Annotated in this window: 11 protein-coding genes; 8 read left to right on the top strand and 3 right to left on the bottom strand. The window is 34.7% G+C overall.

Annotated elements, in window-relative coordinates:
* Positions 1-176 precede the first annotated feature (176 nt).
* On the bottom strand, positions 177-1,121 hold the full coding sequence (locus UABHE_RS26945) for a D-cysteine desulfhydrase family protein (RefSeq protein WP_372366413.1): 945 nt from the start codon (positions 1,119-1,121) through the stop codon (positions 177-179).
* 608 nt (positions 1,122-1,729) lie between these two features.
* On the opposite strand from UABHE_RS26945, the gene UABHE_RS26940 reads away from it, so the two are divergent.
* The 6 genes from UABHE_RS26940 to UABHE_RS26915 are packed head-to-tail and all read left to right on the top strand — an operon-like array spanning position 1,730 to position 11,548.
* Positions 1,730-2,863, top strand: a complete 1,134-nt coding sequence (locus UABHE_RS26940; RefSeq protein ID WP_372366412.1) for a bifunctional oligoribonuclease/PAP phosphatase NrnA — start codon at positions 1,730-1,732, stop codon at positions 2,861-2,863.
* Positions 2,864-2,922: 59 nt separating this feature from the next.
* Positions 2,923-3,666, top strand: a complete 744-nt coding sequence (locus UABHE_RS26935) for a metallophosphoesterase (protein WP_372366411.1) — start codon at positions 2,923-2,925, stop codon at positions 3,664-3,666.
* A gap of 20 nt (positions 3,667-3,686) precedes the next feature.
* A complete protein-coding gene (recR, locus tag UABHE_RS26930) occupies positions 3,687-4,286 on the top strand; it encodes a recombination mediator RecR (RefSeq protein WP_372366410.1) in 600 nt (199 codons plus the stop codon).
* A gap of 12 nt (positions 4,287-4,298) precedes the next feature.
* On the top strand, positions 4,299-5,732 hold the full coding sequence (gene rpoN / locus UABHE_RS26925) for an RNA polymerase factor sigma-54 (protein ID WP_372366409.1): 1,434 nt from the start codon (positions 4,299-4,301) through the stop codon (positions 5,730-5,732).
* 11 nt (positions 5,733-5,743) lie between these two features.
* Entirely contained in the window at positions 5,744-9,694 is a 3,951-nt protein-coding gene (locus tag UABHE_RS26920; RefSeq protein WP_372366408.1) for an AAA family ATPase, read from the top strand.
* 12 nt (positions 9,695-9,706) lie between these two features.
* Positions 9,707-11,548, top strand: a complete 1,842-nt coding sequence (locus UABHE_RS26915) for a hypothetical protein (protein ID WP_372366407.1) — start codon at positions 9,707-9,709, stop codon at positions 11,546-11,548.
* 293 nt (positions 11,549-11,841) lie between these two features.
* Here the strand turns inward: UABHE_RS26915 and UABHE_RS26910 are convergent, their stop codons facing one another.
* A complete protein-coding gene (locus UABHE_RS26910; protein WP_372366406.1) occupies positions 11,842-13,134 on the bottom strand; it encodes a transcription antitermination factor NusB in 1,293 nt (430 codons plus the stop codon).
* 201 nt (positions 13,135-13,335) lie between these two features.
* On the opposite strand from UABHE_RS26910, the gene UABHE_RS26905 reads away from it, so the two are divergent.
* Positions 13,336-15,168, top strand: coding sequence for a serine/threonine protein kinase (locus tag UABHE_RS26905; RefSeq protein WP_372366405.1), 1,833 nt, complete (start codon positions 13,336-13,338; stop codon positions 15,166-15,168).
* Here UABHE_RS26905 and UABHE_RS26900 read toward each other — a convergent pair.
* Positions 15,165-16,106, bottom strand: a complete 942-nt coding sequence (locus UABHE_RS26900; protein WP_372366404.1) for a UDP-glucuronic acid decarboxylase family protein — start codon at positions 16,104-16,106, stop codon at positions 15,165-15,167. The two genes, UABHE_RS26905 and UABHE_RS26900, sit on opposite strands and share 4 nt — an antisense overlap.
* A gap of 274 nt (positions 16,107-16,380) precedes the next feature.
* Between UABHE_RS26900 and UABHE_RS26895 the strand changes: the two genes are divergently transcribed.
* Entirely contained in the window at positions 16,381-18,813 is a 2,433-nt protein-coding gene (locus tag UABHE_RS26895; RefSeq protein WP_372366403.1) for a hypothetical protein, read from the top strand.
* The last annotated feature ends 505 nt before the right edge of the window (positions 18,814-19,318 follow it).

The raw sequence follows: 19,318 nt of genomic DNA, 5'->3' as shown, positions 1-19,318 counted from the left end.
ATTTATACCATATCTTTTGACTATTGCAATAGTTTTTTTTATTTTTTTTTGCAATTTTTTGTCAAGTCAATGCTTTGTTCATTCTAATTCTTTTTTTTTCAGTTACTTAGGTTAAATAAAAAAGAATGCTTTTTTATTATTGTTTTAGATTTTGAATTTACATTTTAGTTGTTAATTTACTCGATATTGTTCATTTCTTGCTCGTAGGCAAATAATGCTGGTGTTCCTCCGGTATGCCAAAAGAGGAGATTACCTGATAATTTATTTTGTTTAATAAGACTTAGAAATCCGGCAAAAGCTTTGGCTGTATATACTGGATCTAGAAAAATAGCTTCTGTTTGCGCCAACTGTGTTATAGCGTTTTTTTCTGCTTGCGATAGAATTGCGTAGCCTTCTCCTAGGTAATCATAGTTAACATTGAACTCTTGCGGGGAGAAAGATAGGTTTTTGTTTGTTAGAGAATTTATGTTTCGGGCAATTTCGCATATTGCGTTTTCAAATTGTTGTTGTGGATTACAGTCTACACTTATTCCTAATATATTTGTTTTAATATTGTGTAGTTTCGCACCATAAACTAATCCTGCTTGGGTGCCTCCGCTACTGGTGGCGAGAATTATATTATCAAAATGAATATTTGTTGTTTGTTGTAGTTCTTCTATGGCAGTTGCGTAGCCATATGCTCCGATGTTGTTGGAACCACCATAAGGAATAACGTAGGAATCTGGTAGTTTTTGCGCTAGTTGTTGCATGTATTCTTCGCGTTGGTGTTTTTCGCACCAGTGTATTTTGGCTTGGAGTAAATTATCTAATAACAGGTTACCATTGTCTCTTTTGGGAAGGCCCAATACTAAGTGACAATTGAGTCCTGATAAACGTGCAGCAGCGGCTGTTTGTCGACAATGATTGGATTGTGACATACCTGCTGTTATAATATTTTTGGCGTTGTTTTTTTGAGCGTCGGCAATGAGATATTCTAATTTACGAGTTTTGTTGCCACCAAATGCTAGTCCTGTTAAATCGTCTCGTTTTATCCATATGTTTGCATTTAACTGTTTGCTTAGATTGTTGAGTTTATGTAGTGGAGTTGGAAGATTTGCTAGTGAAAATTTGATTATATCCATAAATATTATTCCTTGTGGTATTAGGCTAGAATACGTTGGCATCTAGAAAATGTGTTGTAACTACTATTATAAAAATAAATAACTCGATCCCGGCGCAACTTGAGTTAAGTGAATCGCAAAGTTTTTGAGCACGTTTCAAGTCAGCGTAGAATTTGAATGTCAAAGAAGGGCAGCCTGAGAGGCACATAACTGTGGCTATGTAACCGAAGGCTTAACGCCGCTATGACACTCAAAGGCAAGCTGCATGCTCTTAAAAACTTTTTGCGACTTGCTTAAAAAATAATATACACGACATATGTTATTTTTCTCTACTTTTTTATCGAGTAATTTGATATGTTTTTGAAAATGAATTTGGTCGAAAAGTATACTTAAAATTAATGTAGTTTTTTGGTGTGTTTGTTTTGGATAAAGTTTCTTGACAACAACCAATGATCAATGTATACTTATTCGGACTGCAATACCCGTAGTTTAAAATTTTCACACCGAATTTCAGACCATCAAACACTTCTAAAATTACACCTTAAATTTTGGTGGTTTTGTATGTTTCTCAACTATATTTGTTTATGTTGAGAGCTGTATTTTTAGGTTTGTTATAGAAATGAAAATATATGCCTGAATCAAATACGTCGGATCTTTCCGTTATAACCAGTGAAGAAGACACAAAAAAGCATAAAGAACGTGACATTCACAGCTTGCGGAAGAAAAAAGCTTATGAATTCGAAGAGTCTTTTCGTAAATTTGCTGGACAAAAAATGCTTGTGTTTATCAAAGGTCATCCTGATCCTGATAGCATTGCATCTGCTTGGGCGCATCGTTTTATTGGTAGCAATTTAGGGGTTGACGTAAATATAGTTTATTTCGATCCTGTTAGTCATGCTGAAAACCGCGCTTTGGTAAAAACTCTGGGTGTAACTATGATTCCTTATAGTGATGAAATGGATCTCTCAGATTATACGTGTTATGCGCTTGTAGATACACAAGCGACTGATTTTCCGGCGTTGGAAAAAATGCCAGAAGGGGCTGAGTTGTTTTCTGTTGTGGACCACCACCGCAATATGGGTAAGTTAAAAGCTTACTTTACTGATATTCGCGAAAATGCGGGCGCAACTAGCTCTATTTACGCTGAGTATTTAAAGTATGGCACTGTGTCCATGACTATGGGTAATACAGAAGATGTTGAATTGTCTACGGCGCTACATCACGGTATTCGTAGCGATACAGATAACTTTCTTCTTGCCCGAGAAATTGATTGGCGAGCAGCGACTTATTTATGTACATATGCTGATAACGATATGTTGCGTGTTATTGCCTCATCACCAATTACAGCAAATACTATGGATATTTTACAAAAAGCTTTAGCTAGCAAAGAAATTCGCGACAATTATATATTTTCAGGTGTGGGTTTTGTTCGCGATTCTGATCGCGATGGTATTGCTCAAGCGGCTGACTATCTTGTAAGACGCGAAGGTATTGATACAGCAATTATATTTGGCATAGTTGATGACAAATATATTCATGGTTCTTTGAGAACCCAAAGTACAACTGTTGATCCTGATAGTTTTTTGAAATCAGTTCTTGGGGTTGACAAAGAAACAGGAAAACCATATGGCGGAGGGCGGCTTGACAAAGGGGGTTTTCAAATACCTTTGGGAATGTTTTCAGGTTGTTCAGATCGCGATTTACTATGGGAACTTGTTTCACGAACTATTAAGTCTAAGTTTTTAAAGAGCTTGGGTGGTTAGATGTGGTGAAAGATGCTTTATCATTTTTTACTTCTAAGAGTTTTTAAAGGTATATAAACGTGCGTTATGCTATTATTTCAGACATACATAGTAACCTAGAAGCATTAGACGCCGTATTAAAACACATAAAAAGTCGCCGAATAAATAGAATTATATGTCTTGGGGATGTGGTCGGTTATGGGCCAGATCCCCAAGAATGTTTAAAAATTGTACGCGAAACGGCTGATGTGTGTGTAAAAGGCAATCACGAAGAAGCTATAATTGAAGGCGCTTATCTTTTTAACGATCGTGCTAAAGCTTCTATCGAATGGACTCAAAAATCTCTTGCAGAGATGGGGAGTGGAGAAATAAACAGGCAATTCTTGTCGGACTTGCCGTTATCATATACAGAAGATAATTATTTATTTGTGCATGCTTCACCTCTTGATCCGACTTCTGATTATATTTTTGGAGCGAAGCAGACAGTTAAAACTGAAAAATATCAGAATGTATTTTCTGCATTTGATTCTATCTTGTTTATTGGACATACTCATATTCCTTGTGTAATCACTGAAGATTTAAAAACAAGTTATGTTGATGAGTTAGGATATAAGTATCATTTTCAAAATCAAAAAGCAATTATTAATGTGGGCTCTGTAGGACAACCACGTGACAAGGATAACAGAGCTAGTTATCTGGAAGTGATTGATGATATGTTTTTTTTCCATCGTATACCTTATGAAATGGAAAAAACACGTCAAAAAATATTAGCAAATGAATATTTGGATAATTATCTAGGAGAGCGACTGCTCTTAGGGAAATGATTTTTTCTAAAGGTATTTTTATGGCTTACACAAGGTCTTTAAAAAATTTAATCGCCGAATTTGGAAAATTACCTGGAATAGGTAATAAAACTGCTGAGAGATTGGGTTTTTATATTTTGAATGTTTCTCACGGTGATGCAATGTCTTTGGCGGATGCTATTGCTGAAGTTAAGAATAATGTAAAACGTTGCAAACAATGTTTTAATATTGCCGACGAAGAATTGTGCGAAATATGTAGCAATCCACGTCGAGATCATAGTACAATTTGTGTGATTGAGCAAACAAAAGACCTTATTTCTTTAGAAAAAACGGCGACCTACCAGGGGCTCTACCATGTGCTAATGGGAAGGCTTGCTCCTTTAGAAAATCAACATCTTGAAGCAACAACGATTAAAGAGTTGATTGGACGGTTAAAGAACGAAGAAGTGAAGGAAGTTATTTTAGCGACAAATCCAAATATCGAAGGAGATGCAACAGCTCTCTATATACGTGAGCAATTAGAGAATTTTTCTATTAAAATTTCGAAAATTGCGCGCGGAATCCCAACAGGGGGAAGCATAGAGTTCGCAAATCAGGCAATGCTTACCGATGCGTTGTCTGGTCGACAGGATTTTAAATAAGGGGGAAATACTATGCATATAGGTATTCAGATACAGCCTAAACTCAAAACTGAGCAAAGTATAGCACCGCATATTATACAATCTATAGAAGTATTGGCCCTACCTGTTCTAGAGTTACATAATTTTGTTCAAAATCAACTGCAAGAAAACCCGGTTTTAGAACAAAAAGAAAATTTTGCCGAGGAAGACAAACAAAGCGAACCTGAGCGCGAACGTGAACGCGAAGAAAAAAGTGAACAGAGTGACGATGACTTTTTGAGTAGCTTTGAAAATCTTGAATCGGAAGATTTTCGCGAATACTTTGCTGAAAATCATATTCCAAAAAGATTTGACGAAAAAGATAAAAAATTTGAAGCAATTAAAAATACGGCTTCACCGCAAAATTCACTACAAGATCATTTGTATGAACAATTGCATTTTTTTGAATTGTCAGAGCATTTGCTTAATATTTGTAAACATATTATCTATAACATAGATGGTAATGGTTACTTGCGTTATTCATTGGAGGAAGTAACTCAGCCAATGGATGGCGAAGTTACTATGGAAGAAGCAGAAGTTGCGCTTCACTACGTGCAGAAATTGGAGCCAACAGGAGTAGGTGCACGTAATATGAAAGAATGTCTGCTTTTACAGTTAGAAGTAGAAGATAATGATTATCTGTTTAAGAAAAATCTAATAGAAAATCATTTAGAAGATATTTGTAATAATAAATATCCGAAAATAGTAAAAGAAACAGGACGTTCTTTAGAAGATATCAAAAATACAGTTGGGTCTTTACAAAAATTAAATCCGAAACCAGGAGGGAATATTTCTTCTGAAAATGCGCATTTTATTATTCCTGATGTTGTTGTTACTAAAGAGGGCGATGAGTATATAGTCCATTTAGAAGAAAAATATGTACCACAATTGCGCATTAATAATACCTATCGCAAGCTTTTGCGTGAAAAAAATTCGCAAGCAAAAGAGTTTGTTAAGAAAAAAATGGAATCAGCCAATTGGATTATTGATGCGATTCGCCAACGACAACAAACGTTGCGTTTGGTTATTGAAGAAATCGTTGAGCATCAACATGACTTTTTGGAATATGGACTTTCTCACTTGCGGCCTTTAAAAATGAAAGATCTAGCTGAAAAATTAGATGTTTCTATTTCAACAATTAGTCGCGCAATGTCTGAGAAATATATTCAAACTCCTCGAGGAATATTTCCTCTGAAGTTTTTCTGTACTGGATCTATCAGTAAAAATGATGGTGAAAATGAATCGCGTGTAAGTGTACAAGAACGCATTCAGCAGATTATCAACCAGGAAGATAAACGTAAACCTCTCTCTGACGTCGATATATCAAAAAAACTAAAAGAAGTAGGTTTAGATATAGCGCGTCGCACCGTAACTAAGTACCGAGAATTCTTAAAAATTCCCTCTTCAAGAAGAAGAAAAGTTTACTAGAAGAGTTTTCAGTGAAAATCTTAAAGCTATCTATTCAAGGGTTTACCTGTTATAGGGAACCCATTACCATTGATTTTTCCGATTTAGAGTTATTTGCCATCACCGGAGCTACTGGCTCAGGAAAGAGTTCTATTATTGACGCAATTATTTTTGCGCTTTATGGCAAAGTACCTCGTGTGACAAATGATGTTAGCTCCCTAATTTCTTATGATGTTGATGCTATGCACGTTTTACTTGAGTTTAAATCAGGTACGAATGTCTACAAAGTAGCACGTAAAGTACAACATAAAAAAAGCACACAAGCAATACTTGACAAGTGGAGTGGTGATTGGGAAGAATGTGCTTCTGGAGTACGCCTTGTAAATCAAGAAGTTGCTAATGTCGTTGGTCTCGACTATGATTCATTTATTAGATGTATTATTCTTCCCCAAGGTGAATTTGCACGTTTTCTTACCGATGCTAAAAGTCGCCAAGATATTCTTACTCATCTCCTTAACCTTGGCATTCTAGGTCGAATGCAACAAAAAGCATCAAAAAATTACGATGCTGTGAAGAAAGAAATTGAGTATATTGATTTGCGTTTGAATAATGAATTTGCTGGAGCAAATCAAGAAAATCTTAAAAAAAATGAGCTTGAGTATAATCAATTAGAAGAAGAACTCGATATTTTAATGGTAAAATATCAGCAACTAAATGAATTATGTTCTGAACAAAAAGAGCTTTTGGAGTTGTGGGAAAATCGAGCACATTTACAAAGCAAGTACAAGAAATACTTACCGCGGCTAGAACAAGTTCAGGTTTTAGAAAATAAAATGAAAAAAGCGCGGCGCATTTTACCATTTTTGCCAAAGTTAGAACAATTAAATGTTGAAAACGATAGGTTAAAAAAACTGCTGCAATGCCAAGAAGAGCAACAACAAAAGATTCATGATCTACAGCAGGAATATAGTTGCCAAGAAGAAGAACTTATCGTTAAAGAAAAGCAATTCAAAGAAATAGAAGAAATAGAAAAGAGACTGAGTGAAGTTCAAAAGATACTCAGTGTAAACGAACAGTTACTTACTGAAAAGCACGATTTTGAACGTGAAAGTGCAGAGCACGCGAAAGTGCAAAAGCGTCAAAAAGAAACAATTCAAAGTCTACAAGTTCTTCATAGTGAGATAAGTAAACTGTCGCAGCAAATAGAAAAAAATAACAAGGAGTTAGTTTCTTGCGAAAAAGAGGCAAAAAAATGGCTTGTGTATTGGGATAACCAAAGCTATATACAAGTGTTAGAAGTTGCAGAACAAAGCTATCGCGAAAAACAAAAAAAACATGTAAATATAGTTCAACTTTTAGAAGAACGCCAAAAAAGTTTACAAGGTTTTACTCGTGAATATAAGAGTTGCGAAGAAGATCTTCGAAAAACCCAAGCAGAAATAAAAAAGTTTGGTTGTAAAGATGAACTAAGAAAAACACTTTTGCAAATTGAAAAGCACGAGGAATTACAACGTAATTATGATACTCAGTTTGCAGAGAAAGAAACAGAGGTTTTGCGTTTATCAGAAGAGAAAAAAGAGTGTAGCGTAATCGAAAAACATCTTGCTAAATTAAGTGAACAGCACAGTGGATTACAAAAAAAACTCGATGAAAAAAAACAGCAACTAGATTTAACGACAAATTTATATGAAGAGTTAACTCCTATCCACAATTCACTTGTAGAACTTTATATTGTTCTGGAAGAGAATAATAAACAGCAAAGTGCTTTAGATATATTATTAAAAGCGAATAAAAAGAAACACAAAAAAGTATCTACAGAATTAACAAAAAATCAAAAATTGCGCGAAAAATGGTTAAAGAAGTTACAAGAAAGCGAAGCCTCTTATGAGGAAATGCGCCGCGAGAATATGTCTAATATTTTGCGTTCACATTTAGATAGTGGTGATTGTTGCCCTGTTTGCGATCAAGAAGTTGCTGATGTTCCTGGCAAAGGAGTTTCTGCTGAAGAAAGTGCTTTAAAAGAAGTTGAGCAAGATATTGAGAAATGCCGTGAAAAAGTTTCAAAATTAGACAAAGGAATTGCAGAAAGTGAAGCAACGAAAAGCTTTTTACAAGAAGAAGAAAATCAACAGAGTGAACAATTAAAAAAGCTAAAGGCGGATAAAAAAGACAAGACCAAACAGCAACGAGCTTTGGAAAGAAAGTTAGTAAAATCTTTGCAGATAGAAGATGTAGAAACTATAAGCGAAAATATAGAAAAACTTTATAACTACATGAAAGAAGTTGATGTTGAGAAAGATAGTTTGGCTGAAGAAGTAATAGAGAAAAGCGGTTATATGCGTGAACAGCAAGCTATTTTTGACACAATTAAAAAACGCGAAAACGAGCGCGCAGAGAAAATAGGAACTTTAGATAAAAGTCTTACTGTGCTAGAAAAAGAATTACGCAGCAAAAAATTTCCATCAAAAAAAGAAATAGAAAAAGATATCAGTAATATAGAGAAAAAAGAGCAAAAGCTTATTCAACTAAATGCTAAGTATTTAGAAGTTTCTTTGCACAAGAACACTGTTGAACAACAGTTAAAGGAGACAGAGAACGCTTTTAGTGCCTTAGAACAAGAAATCAAAACAAGTTATGATTCATGGCAAGATCGTCGAGAAAGTTTACGTCAAGAGCTTGAAATACGTGCACAAAACGTTGAATTAGCTTTGAAAAAAGGCGTGGATAAATACAAAATTGCTCACGAAAAACAACAAGAGCTATCGCAAAAATTAGATGTTTTTCATAATGAGATAAGTCATAAAAAACTTCTAGAAGGAAAATCTCAGTCGATATTAGAAGAGATTGAAAATGATTTAGAGGAAAAAGCACAAGAATTAGCTGCTCAGAAAAAAGAAATATCAAGTATGCAAAACAAAATAGATCAAGTGACAAAGGGTGGAAACCCTCATGAACTTATTGATATTTTGGAGCAACAAGAACGAGAAATTCGTTATGGTTATCAACAAGCACGCGAAAACTTGATTCGGATAGAGCATACTCTTCAAGCTAGTAGAGATGAAGATAAGCGTTTGCAAAAAGAAGTAAGTGATTGCGAAAAACAGTGTGCTGCACTTTACGAAGAAGTTGAAGAGTATTTGCAAAAAATGCAATTGTCTTCTATTGCTGAGATTAACAAGATTAAAGTAGCGGAGGAAATTTTAGACAACTGGGAAAATGAAATACAGGAATTTTATTTAGAGTTTCGCGAAATTGAAGCACAGATAAGTTACTGTAACGAGCAGTTGGCTGGACGCGAAGTGAATCACGATGATATTGATGCTAATTTACAAAAATTAGAAGAATTGAAAGAAATTGTGAATGAAAAAAATCATCGTCGTGGCCATCTTGAAAGTGAACTAAAATTATTGCGTAAAAATCTTGAAGAATCAAAAAATCTAGTGACAAGACAAGAGAGTTTACGTGAAAGAGAAATTATTACCAAACAACTAGCTATGGATTTACGAGCCAATAAATTTCAAACTTATGTTCTTGAAGAGGCATTGCAGACGCTTGCCGAAGATGCAAGTATTCAGTTAGATATTCTTTCTTCAGGGCGTTACTCTTTTTCTGTAGAGAAGCGAGAATTTTATGTTATCGATCATTGGCATATGGATCAAATGCGTATGGTAAAAACTCTAAGTGGTGGAGAAACTTTTATTGCTTCTTTGTCTTTAGCTCTTGCTTTAGCTGAAAGAATATATCAACTAGGCTATAACATGGGAAGCAATTGTACTCTTGAGAGTTTATTTCTTGATGAAGGTTTTGGGACACTAGATGAAGACCATTTAGATATGGTGATTAAAGCTCTGAATAACCTACAAGGAACAGGGCGTACTATTGGTATCATTAGTCACTTAGAAGTTTTGAACAATTATTTACCTGCGCGCTTGGTGGTTGAGAAAACAAGAGAGCGCTCCTTAGTATCTCTGCAAAATAATTAAGGTTGAATGAAAATGTCGTCTGATTTAGTATTGCAAGAATATAAAAAATTGCAGCAAGAATATGAGGAAGAGCTAGGTAGTTTGCAAAAAAGCGCAAATAAACTAGTGAGTGTACGAGCAGTTACTTTTTTGGCTTTTTTAGCTCTACTTATTTGGGCTATTGTTGTTTCTCGTTCAGAAAATATAAATTATTCGTTGTTGTTTTGCGCATTTTTTTCGTCGCTACTTTCTTTGATAACATTTGTTATTTTTGCTATGAAGCATGAGAAAGTAAAAAACAATATTTTGATGCTAAATAAATTATTGGTATACAATAACGATGGTCAGAAAAAACTTAATCATGCCTGGACTGATTTGGAAACAGATGGCAATATGTTTGTTGATGCACAACATGATTACTGTGATGATTTGGATTTGTTTGGAAAAGGAAGTATTTTTCAACTAGTGAATAGTTGTTATAGTAAGGAAGGACAAAAACAACTTGCAAATTGGTTGTTAAAACCTGCGAGCACTTCGCAAATAAAATTACGGCAAGAAGCTGTAAAAGAACTTACTCCTCTATTGCGATTTAGGCATGACATTGCCAAAGAAGAAATGTTGTTGCAAGCTAAGGATGAGAAAGTTACTAGTTTTATTTCTTGGATCAAAGATGGAAATGCACAATTTGAGATAAAAGGAAGTTCTTTTTTATTGTGGGTATTGCCAGTGTTTACACTGTGTGGTTTTTTTGTTGGGCTTATGTCTGGATGGAATTTTAATTTGCCATGGATTTTTCCGTTGTTTGTTTCGTGGATTGTTTTACGTTCTATGAAGGGAAAGGTTCATGATGTATATGATAAAATTGACAAGGTAAGCGGTGGAATTTTAGCATATCACAATATTTTTAAAATCATCGATCAACCTTCTTTTTCTTGCGAAGAATTGCAACGCTTAAAACAAGAGATGTTGGCTGGTGGAGAACAACCAGCACAAAAATTGAAAGAGCTCGCTCGTATTACTATGGCTTTTGATAATCGCCATGGAATGTTGTATTCGGTTATGAATATCGTGTTGTTGTGGGATATTCGTTTGCTACTTCGTCTACAAAAATGGTGTACAGAGACGTCTGGCAGTATCGATAGGTGGTTACAAAGCCTTTTTCAGATACAAGCTCTTAATTCTTTAGCGTCTTTTTCTTATATAAATCCACAGTATCCTTTTCCTGAATTTCACAGTGAAAAAATATTACGAGCAGAAGGTTTAGGGCATCCGTGTATTGCGCAAAATCAGCGAAAAATTAACGATTTTAGTTTGGGTGATGATCAGCAAATAGCTATTATTACAGGTTCAAATATGTCGGGAAAGAGTACAATGCTACGCTCGATAGGACTGAACGTAGTTCTTGCAAATACAGGTAGCTGCGTTTGTGCATCTTCACTTGTTATTGGAGATTTTCATTTACGTACTTGTATGCGTGCTCGCGACGATTTGCAAAAAGGTTTTTCTTACTTTTACGCTGAATTGCATAAACTAAAGCAGGTAATTGATGGACTTTCAACTAGTAAGCATTTATTATTTCTAGTTGACGAAATGCTTTCAGGAACAAATTCTCGTGAACGCACTATCGCTTCAATGGGAATTATTAAACACTTATTTTCTAATGGTGCCTCTGGTGTTGTGGCAACTCACGATTTATTTTTAGCATCACTTGCTGACGAATTTTCTCAAATCCACAATTTCCACTTCACTGATAATGTTGTTGATGAACAAATGCACTTTGATTATAAATTACGCCAAGGTCCTGTACAAACTTCAAATGCTCTATTTTTAATGCGGAAAGTCGGAATAGATGTTGAGTTGGAAAACTCTGAATGAGAGAAAGCTCAGGCGTCGATATCTTGAAGAAATAATGGAGGAAGTGAAATATTTTTGGTTGCGAAAATCTGTTGTAAATTGTTCGTTTCCTAAAAATTTTTATTTATAAAAATTTAGCTCAGCAGGAGTTTCGCTCGATTGTTGACTTAAGAATACTGAAATAGCGCTGAAAGCACTATATATCCTAGCCTAGGGCGAAGCCCTAGGCTGAGAGTTACGCTCTGAAGGCAATAGTGATTTAACAACTATGCGATTTACCTTTGAGCTAACATCTATAATACTTCCAGTGTCAATCACTGAACACTCTTTTGTAAGATATGAACACTTCCACCATCAACAAATGGTAACTCTGGCAACATTATTTTACTTTGTATACAAGTAAACTGAGTATTATCGTTTAAAAATCTTGTTACGAGGTCTGCATTTTCTTCTGGTTCAACACTACATGTCGAATAGACTAACATTCCTCCTGGCTTTACTGCGAAAGCACCACTTTTAAGTAATTCATATTGTTCTTGAGATAGTTGCTTTAAGCTTTTGGCTGAGAATCGCCAACGAGCTTCTACGCGCTTATTGAATACAGCGCTATTAGAGCATGGTGCATCGATAAGTACATAGTCGAATTTATCGTCGAATCCTTTGGGGAGTTTTTTCGAGTTTAGAGCAACAGAGTAGATATTTTTTATTTTTAAACGTTGCTGGTTATCATGTAGCTTTTTTAGACGTTCAACTGATTTGTCACATGCGACAACAAACCCTGTATTTTCCATGTTATCAGCTATATGGAAACTTTTTCCTCCTGGAGCAGCGCATAAATCTAAAACGGAGCTATGTTTTTTTATTTGCATTAATTCAATTGTTTCTATTGATGCAGCACCTTGAATTATCCAATCTCCAGAATAATGACCATTTAATTTTGAAATACTACCAGAAGCGTTTATTTGGGCCATTTTTTCATTAATCATCGTTAGGCTGTCGTCTTCAAGATGGTTTCGCACTCTTGCGGTAATGTTTGGCCTCGTGTTGCCCATTTGTAGTAGTGTCAAACATTGCTGTTTTCCAAAATGTTTCGACCACTTTTCAACAAGAAACTTAGGGTAAGAATACACTATAGACAAGTACCTGTTGTTGTCTTTTGGGAATATATCTTTTGCAAAGACCCAGCCTTGTTGTTGTGAGATAGGAAGGTAATTTTGAGCATGCTTCGCTTGTTGCTTCTTGGTGTCTCTTTGAATGTTTCTCAAAATTGCATTTGTGTATTTTCCTGCTTTTTTCGATATTTTTTTACTCTGTTCTACACATGAATGGATAACAGCATAAGCAGGTGTTTTTTCTAAGTATAAAAGCTCATAAATGGCTAAAAGCAGGCAATTATATATTTTTATTTGCGGCTTAGCATGTGAGTAGTATTCTATTAAATATTGCAAAGTGAGTTTGCGACGGTGTATACCGTTTACAATTTCGGTGATGAGATTTTTATCATTTTGGGTTGTTGCATATTGTTGCAGTATTTGTTGTAGATTTTGATCCCAGAATCGATTGTTTTTATTTAAAATATTTAATACGATGTCTCGTACTTGATACATTTTATTACCTTTGGCGAAATAATTTAGGTGGTTTGTTATGTTGCGATTAAGAGTATGCGGAAGATGTTGTTTAAATTCAAGAAAATTATGCTATAATAAAAATTTATAGTATGCCCTAATATTGTTAGGGTTTGTCCACTTCTGGGTGACCAACAACTTATTTATGTGTTTATTTTCAGACATGCATTTGGATAAATTCTTATGGACCTAACAAAACTACCTCGCGGACTTAATTGGGATAGCTCTTATATTGTAGATAAGCCTATTGGGCAAGGAAGTATGGCTTATATTTACAGAGCAAGTGTTAATTTAGCTCAGTTTGATTTTGCTGGTTTAATTGCCTACTGGGAAGCTCAAAAAGAAAATGTTCCTCCTGAAAGTATTGAGGCTTACTGCAATTATCGAAAAGATATTTGGGATTCTCAGAGCCAAGATCAATTAATTGCGTATTGTCGCGAACAAGAAATATGCTTTCCCGAAGGACAAGTATGTGCGCTTAAAGTTTTAAAAGAAAAAAAACACATTGAGCGTTTTTTTACTGAGTGGCAAAAGACAATCGGTCTTCGCGAGCCACATTTATTGCAAGTATATGGTGGCGGGAAATTTCAAGAGGCTTATTATTATAGTATGGAATATATTAGCAATCCTTGTTCTTTAAGTGAGCTTTATAAATTATCGCTACGGGAAAAAATCGAGCTGATTCTCCAAGCTGCTAAAGGTTTAGGTACCTTACACAAAATGCAGGTGATCCATCGCGATGTGAAACTTGATAATTTAATTGTGTATCGCGACGGAGGTCAATTACGTCTTAAGATTGCTGATCTTGGTATTGCTAAGAATTCGGATGCTAATTATACAAGAACTAACCAGTTACTTGGGACTCCAAATTTTATGGCACCAGAACAAGTAAAGAGTAGTAAATCGGTTAGTTATCTTTCCGATGTTTATTCTTTAGGAGCAACATTATACGAATTGGTGTGTGAAAAACCTCCGTATTCTGATTTATCTTTGCAAGCTATTTTGAAAAATATAAATGAAGAAGTTGCACCAGTATCAGCGAAAAAATTTGCCCCTCCAGAAGTGAATCGAATTATAAAATATTTGATGGCATTTAAGCCTAGCGGACGACCTCAAAGCATGAAAGAAGTGGAAGAGGTCTTGCAAAATTATTTGGATGGCAAAGCTGTTTACCAAGAAAAAAAAACTACGACAACAAAGAAACGCCGTCGTCAAACAACTAAAGGTATTCCCATTCAAAAATCGCGAAATCGCGTTGCTAGATACAAAGAAAGTGCCCAAAATGATAGTGGCATGAAAAAAGAAATGTATTTCAAGTTAGCTGCTATTTTAATATGTCCACTACTGCTTGTTTTGTATCTGCTGTTTCCTGAGCTTATTACTGCAAAAGTTGAAGATAATAATCGAGGGTTACGAAAGAAGAGGAAGGAAATTATACACATTCCTTCTGTGAATAAAATAAAGAAAAAAGTTACCTTGGAAAATAAAATTCGTGGTAGTGTAAAAACAAATCGTATAGTCCCCCAACTTGTTGTTCGTGATGGACAGTGGCATAAAGAGGAGAATGGGGATGGTTGGTATGGGTTTGCTGCTTCAGAAGAAACGCAAAAAACAATTTTAGATATTCATAATTTTCCTGATTGGAAGGACTATGAAGTTACTTTCAATGTCAAAGTTCTTTGCGGCTCGGTTCACTTTGAAGTACAAGAGTTTGAAGCTCCCATGGTTTTAACAGAACTTTTCAAGGATATAGCGCTGTATCCAAAAATAGAGTTTAAAATTACTTTAACTGTGTTAGGTCGCGATCTACTTATTGACCGTCAGTTAGCGTCTTCTAGTAAAACAACAGCTCCCAAGAAATTACATACTACAAAATCGGTGTTAAAAAAAGTGTCTGGTGTAAAAAATAAAGCCACGAAAGTTGCTTTTAGTATACAAAAACAAGGTAAATTTCCCGGTTGCATATCTATTTCGCGCGTGGCTATGCGAAAAATTTCGTCTAAGGATGAGGGCTAGAGTAGGGATTTAAAGTAGTTAATTGTTTCTCTAAGACCGTCTTTGAAATCTACTTGTGGTGACCAATTGAGTAAGTTAGCTGCTTTTGTTATGTCCGGTTTACGTTTGCGAGGATCATCTGTAGGTAGACTTTTGTAAGTAATTGGTGACTTTGTTGAAATTTCTTGTTGAATAATAGAAACGAGTTTTTGGATTGTATATTCATCTGGGTTCCCTAAATTGATTATTTCTCCTTGTAGATTATCGTAAGTAGCTAAACGATATACTCCTTCTACTAAGTCAGAAACATAACAAAAACTGCGTGTCTGTTGTCCATCTCCGTAAATTGTTAATGGACTATTTTTTAGAGCTTGATTAACAAAATTAGGGATTACACGGCCATCTTGAGCTTTCATTCGCGGCCCATATGTATTAAAAATGCGCGTTATACGAGTATCGAGTTTATACTCGCGAAAATAACTCATCGTAATTGTTTCTGAAAATCTTTTCGCTTCATCGTACACCGATCTTGGTCCTATGGGATTTACATTTCCCCAATACTCTTCTGTTTGTGGGTGCTGCAAAGGGTCTCCATATATTTCAGATGTAGAAGCTAGTATATAACGAGCACCATGTTCTTTTGCTAAGTCGATAGTGTTAAAAGTACCTATAGAGTCAACTTTCATTGTCTCCATTGGGTATTTCATATAATCAACAGGGCTTGCAGGGCAAGCGAAATGCAAAACAACAGAGATAGGTTGAGGTGAGCACATAAAATTTGTTACATCATAATTGATAAAAGAAAAATTTTTGTTGCTGAGTAAGTGAGAAATATTATTGCTGTGACCACTTAAAAAATTGTCGAAAGCAAGTACTTGCCACTCTTCTTTTAGAAAACGTTCGCACAAGTGAGAGCCTATAAATCCTGCAGCGCCTGTAATAAGTATAGATTTTTTCAATTGTTACCCTAGCGTAATTAATTTGTATCATAATTGGTTTTGTTCTATATTTTATAATTAAAACATAGAAATAGCAAGTGTATGTCATTGGTAGATGCATATGTTATTTCTTTGCAAATATTTATGGAATATAGGATGTGTCGACATTTATCTTTCTTATGATGTTGATGTACTCTAAACAAATCAAGAGTTCGAATGTGAAAGATTTTTAGGTTGTTTTGATTGAGGCGTGGATACGCCCTGATCGGGTTGTAGATTTCTGTGAAGGTAATTTATGTCTATTGATTTTGCTAAGTTGGCCTTGATTCTAGGGTATGCAGACCGAGAAAAAATACTTGATATAATAAAAGAAGAAGTTATTTTGCAAGAGTGTGGCTTAAATAAGCGCTTGGTCCATATTCTGTATGAACGTTCTATTCTAGAAAAAGAACAAATTCAGAGCTTGTTGTGGGGGTTGTTCTGTAAAAGGCGTATAAAACTTTTTCCCTCGCGTGTTGTTTACTGTTTTAACAATGAAGATGATGAGCTTTTTTTGCAGAAAGTAGGAATTTCTTTTCAACAACTTATTGAAAATGTACGCGCTAAAAAAAGATTTAATTTAAATAAAGTTGATACTGCTTTTCCAGTAAAAGACCTTGTTGCAGCTACGAATATCCATCGGAAACTACAAGACAATGGAATAGAAAGATCTTTACTCTCTGTTTTAAGCTCTCGGGGAAGCTTGAAATCAGAGTACCGAGACTTGGTTGATAATATTGAAGAACGGCGTGTTTCTCTTAGTTCACCAATAGATGTTCAGAATAAAGTATCGACGCAAATCTGGTCGGGACAGCTATTTTTGCGCTTGCTGTCACTTGATAAAAGTGAAGACCAAAAGCAAGAATTACAAATATATTTTGATAAATGGAAAGAATTGGTTCAGAAAATTCCTATTCGTTTTAGTGAATTGTTGTTAAATGAAGAACTTTATACTGAAGAAGAGTTGCTACGTGCAGGAGTAGCACTACATACTCTAACAAATGTAGATCAAGTGCCTCGAACTTATTTCTTTCATTTGAAGTCTAGTCATAAGGATGTTATTAATAGCTTTCTTGAAAAGGAAAAAGATAGTTCTTTAGAGGAACTGTGTAAATTACATTCAAAATTACCTTTAGAACAAATTGCTTTGTATGGAAATAAAGAGCTACAACAGTTGGTTTTTCCAAATAAAAAGAGTATAGATATTTACAAAAAATGGAAAAAACAGCAGCGTAAAAAAATTACCAAAAGTTTTATTCCATTTTCCGTAAAAGCTCTAGATCAAGATTTGCAAAAACAATATAGCATCCAACGCCAAATATTTAAAAAACTACCAGTTAAAAATATGGATAATTTTGTCGCTGAATGGTCACAAACACAAATATTACCTTTTTCTCCGACTGAAAATATCGCCATAGACAATGAGAATCCTGTCATTACTCCTGCTCGTGTGAAAGATCATACCGAATACATTTCTTTAGAAAGACCAAATAACGCTTTGCCCCTTGGAGGAGCAACAGGTTACTTATCAATTGATGCAACCCAGGAAGAAATACAGTTACTGAGTCATAAGCTCGAAAAATCGTTAGTGGAAAAAAAACCTACAAAAACATTGTCTTTTCTTTTATTTGTGGCTTCATTTGTTCTGGGCTCTACACTGTATTCAACTAAATTTAGCGATATGTATGGTTTGGTTTTTGTTGTGCCGTTCTTGGTATTCACCATTTGGGGTGGAAAACGATTAGACATTGCAAAGGGCAAGTGGAGTTTTATCAGCGCCGTATATGTGTTTGTTATTAGCTCTTACCTGCTTAGTACGGAATGGAATTATACCTGGGTGTTTTTTCAGAGCATTGGATATGTTTATTTGTGTTTGAGTGTGTGGTACTGTTTGTATCGTTTTGTTTCGGTAGCAAGGCGTAGAGGTGTAGTTGTTACCACTGCTTTTTTGCAGTTGTTTGGTTTTGCGTCTAGTTATTATTTACAAAAAATGTATATAAATGAACACTTAGATTATTTATATGCTTCATATTTATTGTTGTGTTTGTGTACTCTTTCTTTATTTTCTATTTCGATACCAAAATTATCTTATGAAGATGAAGTTGTAAAAGAAAAAATTATTTGGAATACTTCTCTGATAACCCCTTTCCTTTTTTCTTTTTATTATGTGGTGTTGAGTAAATTTTTGACCACTACCTTATCCGAAGTGACTTTCTTTTCGTCGTTAGATAAACTGTACACTGTATTTATCTCTGGAATTTTAAGCGGCGCTTTTGTTGCATTCATTTGTAAGCGTTCTGAAATTTCTTGGCTGAGGTATATCTCATTTTGTTTGGTTTTGACTTTTGTGCTAAGTCCTTTTGTAATAACTAGTGATGTTTTTGATTCGACTATGTTTGTTTGCGCTTTATTGTGTGGTATGCTTTTACCGATAGGAATTTCTTTGTTATTACAAAATAGCGAAGTAATTACAGGAGAATCCATTGGGTATTTATTGTTGATGATCGTACTTGGCGGTTTCTTGGGACATAATATAACAAAAGTTCTTTTTTCTGATATTGTTAAGTTCTTTCTTGTTTTATCTTTAGTTGCGATCATACACTTTTATACGATGTTGGTTACGCCAAATAAAGAAATTCAACACATGGAAGAAACACGTTTAGGAGGTTTATTGCAATTTTTGGGTTAATATCGCAATTTGCCTTGCCCTCAAACCGTTATTTAGGCGATTAAAAAGGTTAGAGAAGAATTACTTGTTTTGAATGAATTAGAGCCTATTAAAAAATTAAAAGAAAATACGTTTGCGATTAAAAACGTTAGAATCGGTTATTCTAGTACTTTTAGGTGATAATAAGTGGCCTTTTACTTACATTTAATATTGATTTGCAGCAAATAATAGAATATTTTGTTGAAGAAAATATTCTATTTTGTGTAATATATATAGCTTGGTAAAAGTGTATTGTAATATAGGGTACGTCGCACCCTATAAAATTTAGCTAGTTCTAATGTTGTGATTATAAGATATTTTGTTTTAACATTAGTCCTGTTACAAAATTGATATTGACTGCAAATTTATATGTATATTGCGATCCGTTGTTAGAAGTACCAAAATATTATTGGCTTAGTTATTACTATACCTACGAGAATTTTGGTATTTTTTCCTAGGTTCAAAAGCACCTGCAAATTTTCGCTTC

Source organism: Candidatus Uabimicrobium helgolandensis, assembly GCF_041508025.1.
GTDB classification, from domain to species: Bacteria; Planctomycetota; Uabimicrobiia; order Uabimicrobiales; family Uabimicrobiaceae; genus Uabimicrobium; species Uabimicrobium helgolandensis.
The sequence above is the reverse complement of the archived record's forward strand: the minus strand, read 5'-3'. Positions and strand labels throughout refer to the sequence as shown.

Excerpts from the sequence above, each read along its gene's own strand:
- UABHE_RS26945 (WP_372366413.1), bottom strand. The coding sequence starts at position 1,121 with ATGGATATAATCAAATTTTCACTAGCAAATCTTCCAACTCCACTACAT.
- UABHE_RS26940 (WP_372366412.1), top strand. The coding sequence starts at position 1,730 with ATGCCTGAATCAAATACGTCGGATCTTTCCGTTATAACCAGTGAAGAA.
- recR (WP_372366410.1), top strand. The coding sequence starts at position 3,687 with ATGGCTTACACAAGGTCTTTAAAAAATTTAATCGCCGAATTTGGAAAA.
- rpoN (WP_372366409.1), top strand. The coding sequence starts at position 4,299 with ATGCATATAGGTATTCAGATACAGCCTAAACTCAAAACTGAGCAAAGT.
- UABHE_RS26915 (WP_372366407.1), top strand. The coding sequence starts at position 9,707 with ATGTCGTCTGATTTAGTATTGCAAGAATATAAAAAATTGCAGCAAGAA.
- UABHE_RS26910 (WP_372366406.1), bottom strand. The coding sequence starts at position 13,134 with ATGTATCAAGTACGAGACATCGTATTAAATATTTTAAATAAAAACAAT.
- UABHE_RS26905 (WP_372366405.1), top strand. The coding sequence starts at position 13,336 with ATGGACCTAACAAAACTACCTCGCGGACTTAATTGGGATAGCTCTTAT.
- UABHE_RS26895 (WP_372366403.1), top strand. The coding sequence starts at position 16,381 with ATGTCTATTGATTTTGCTAAGTTGGCCTTGATTCTAGGGTATGCAGAC.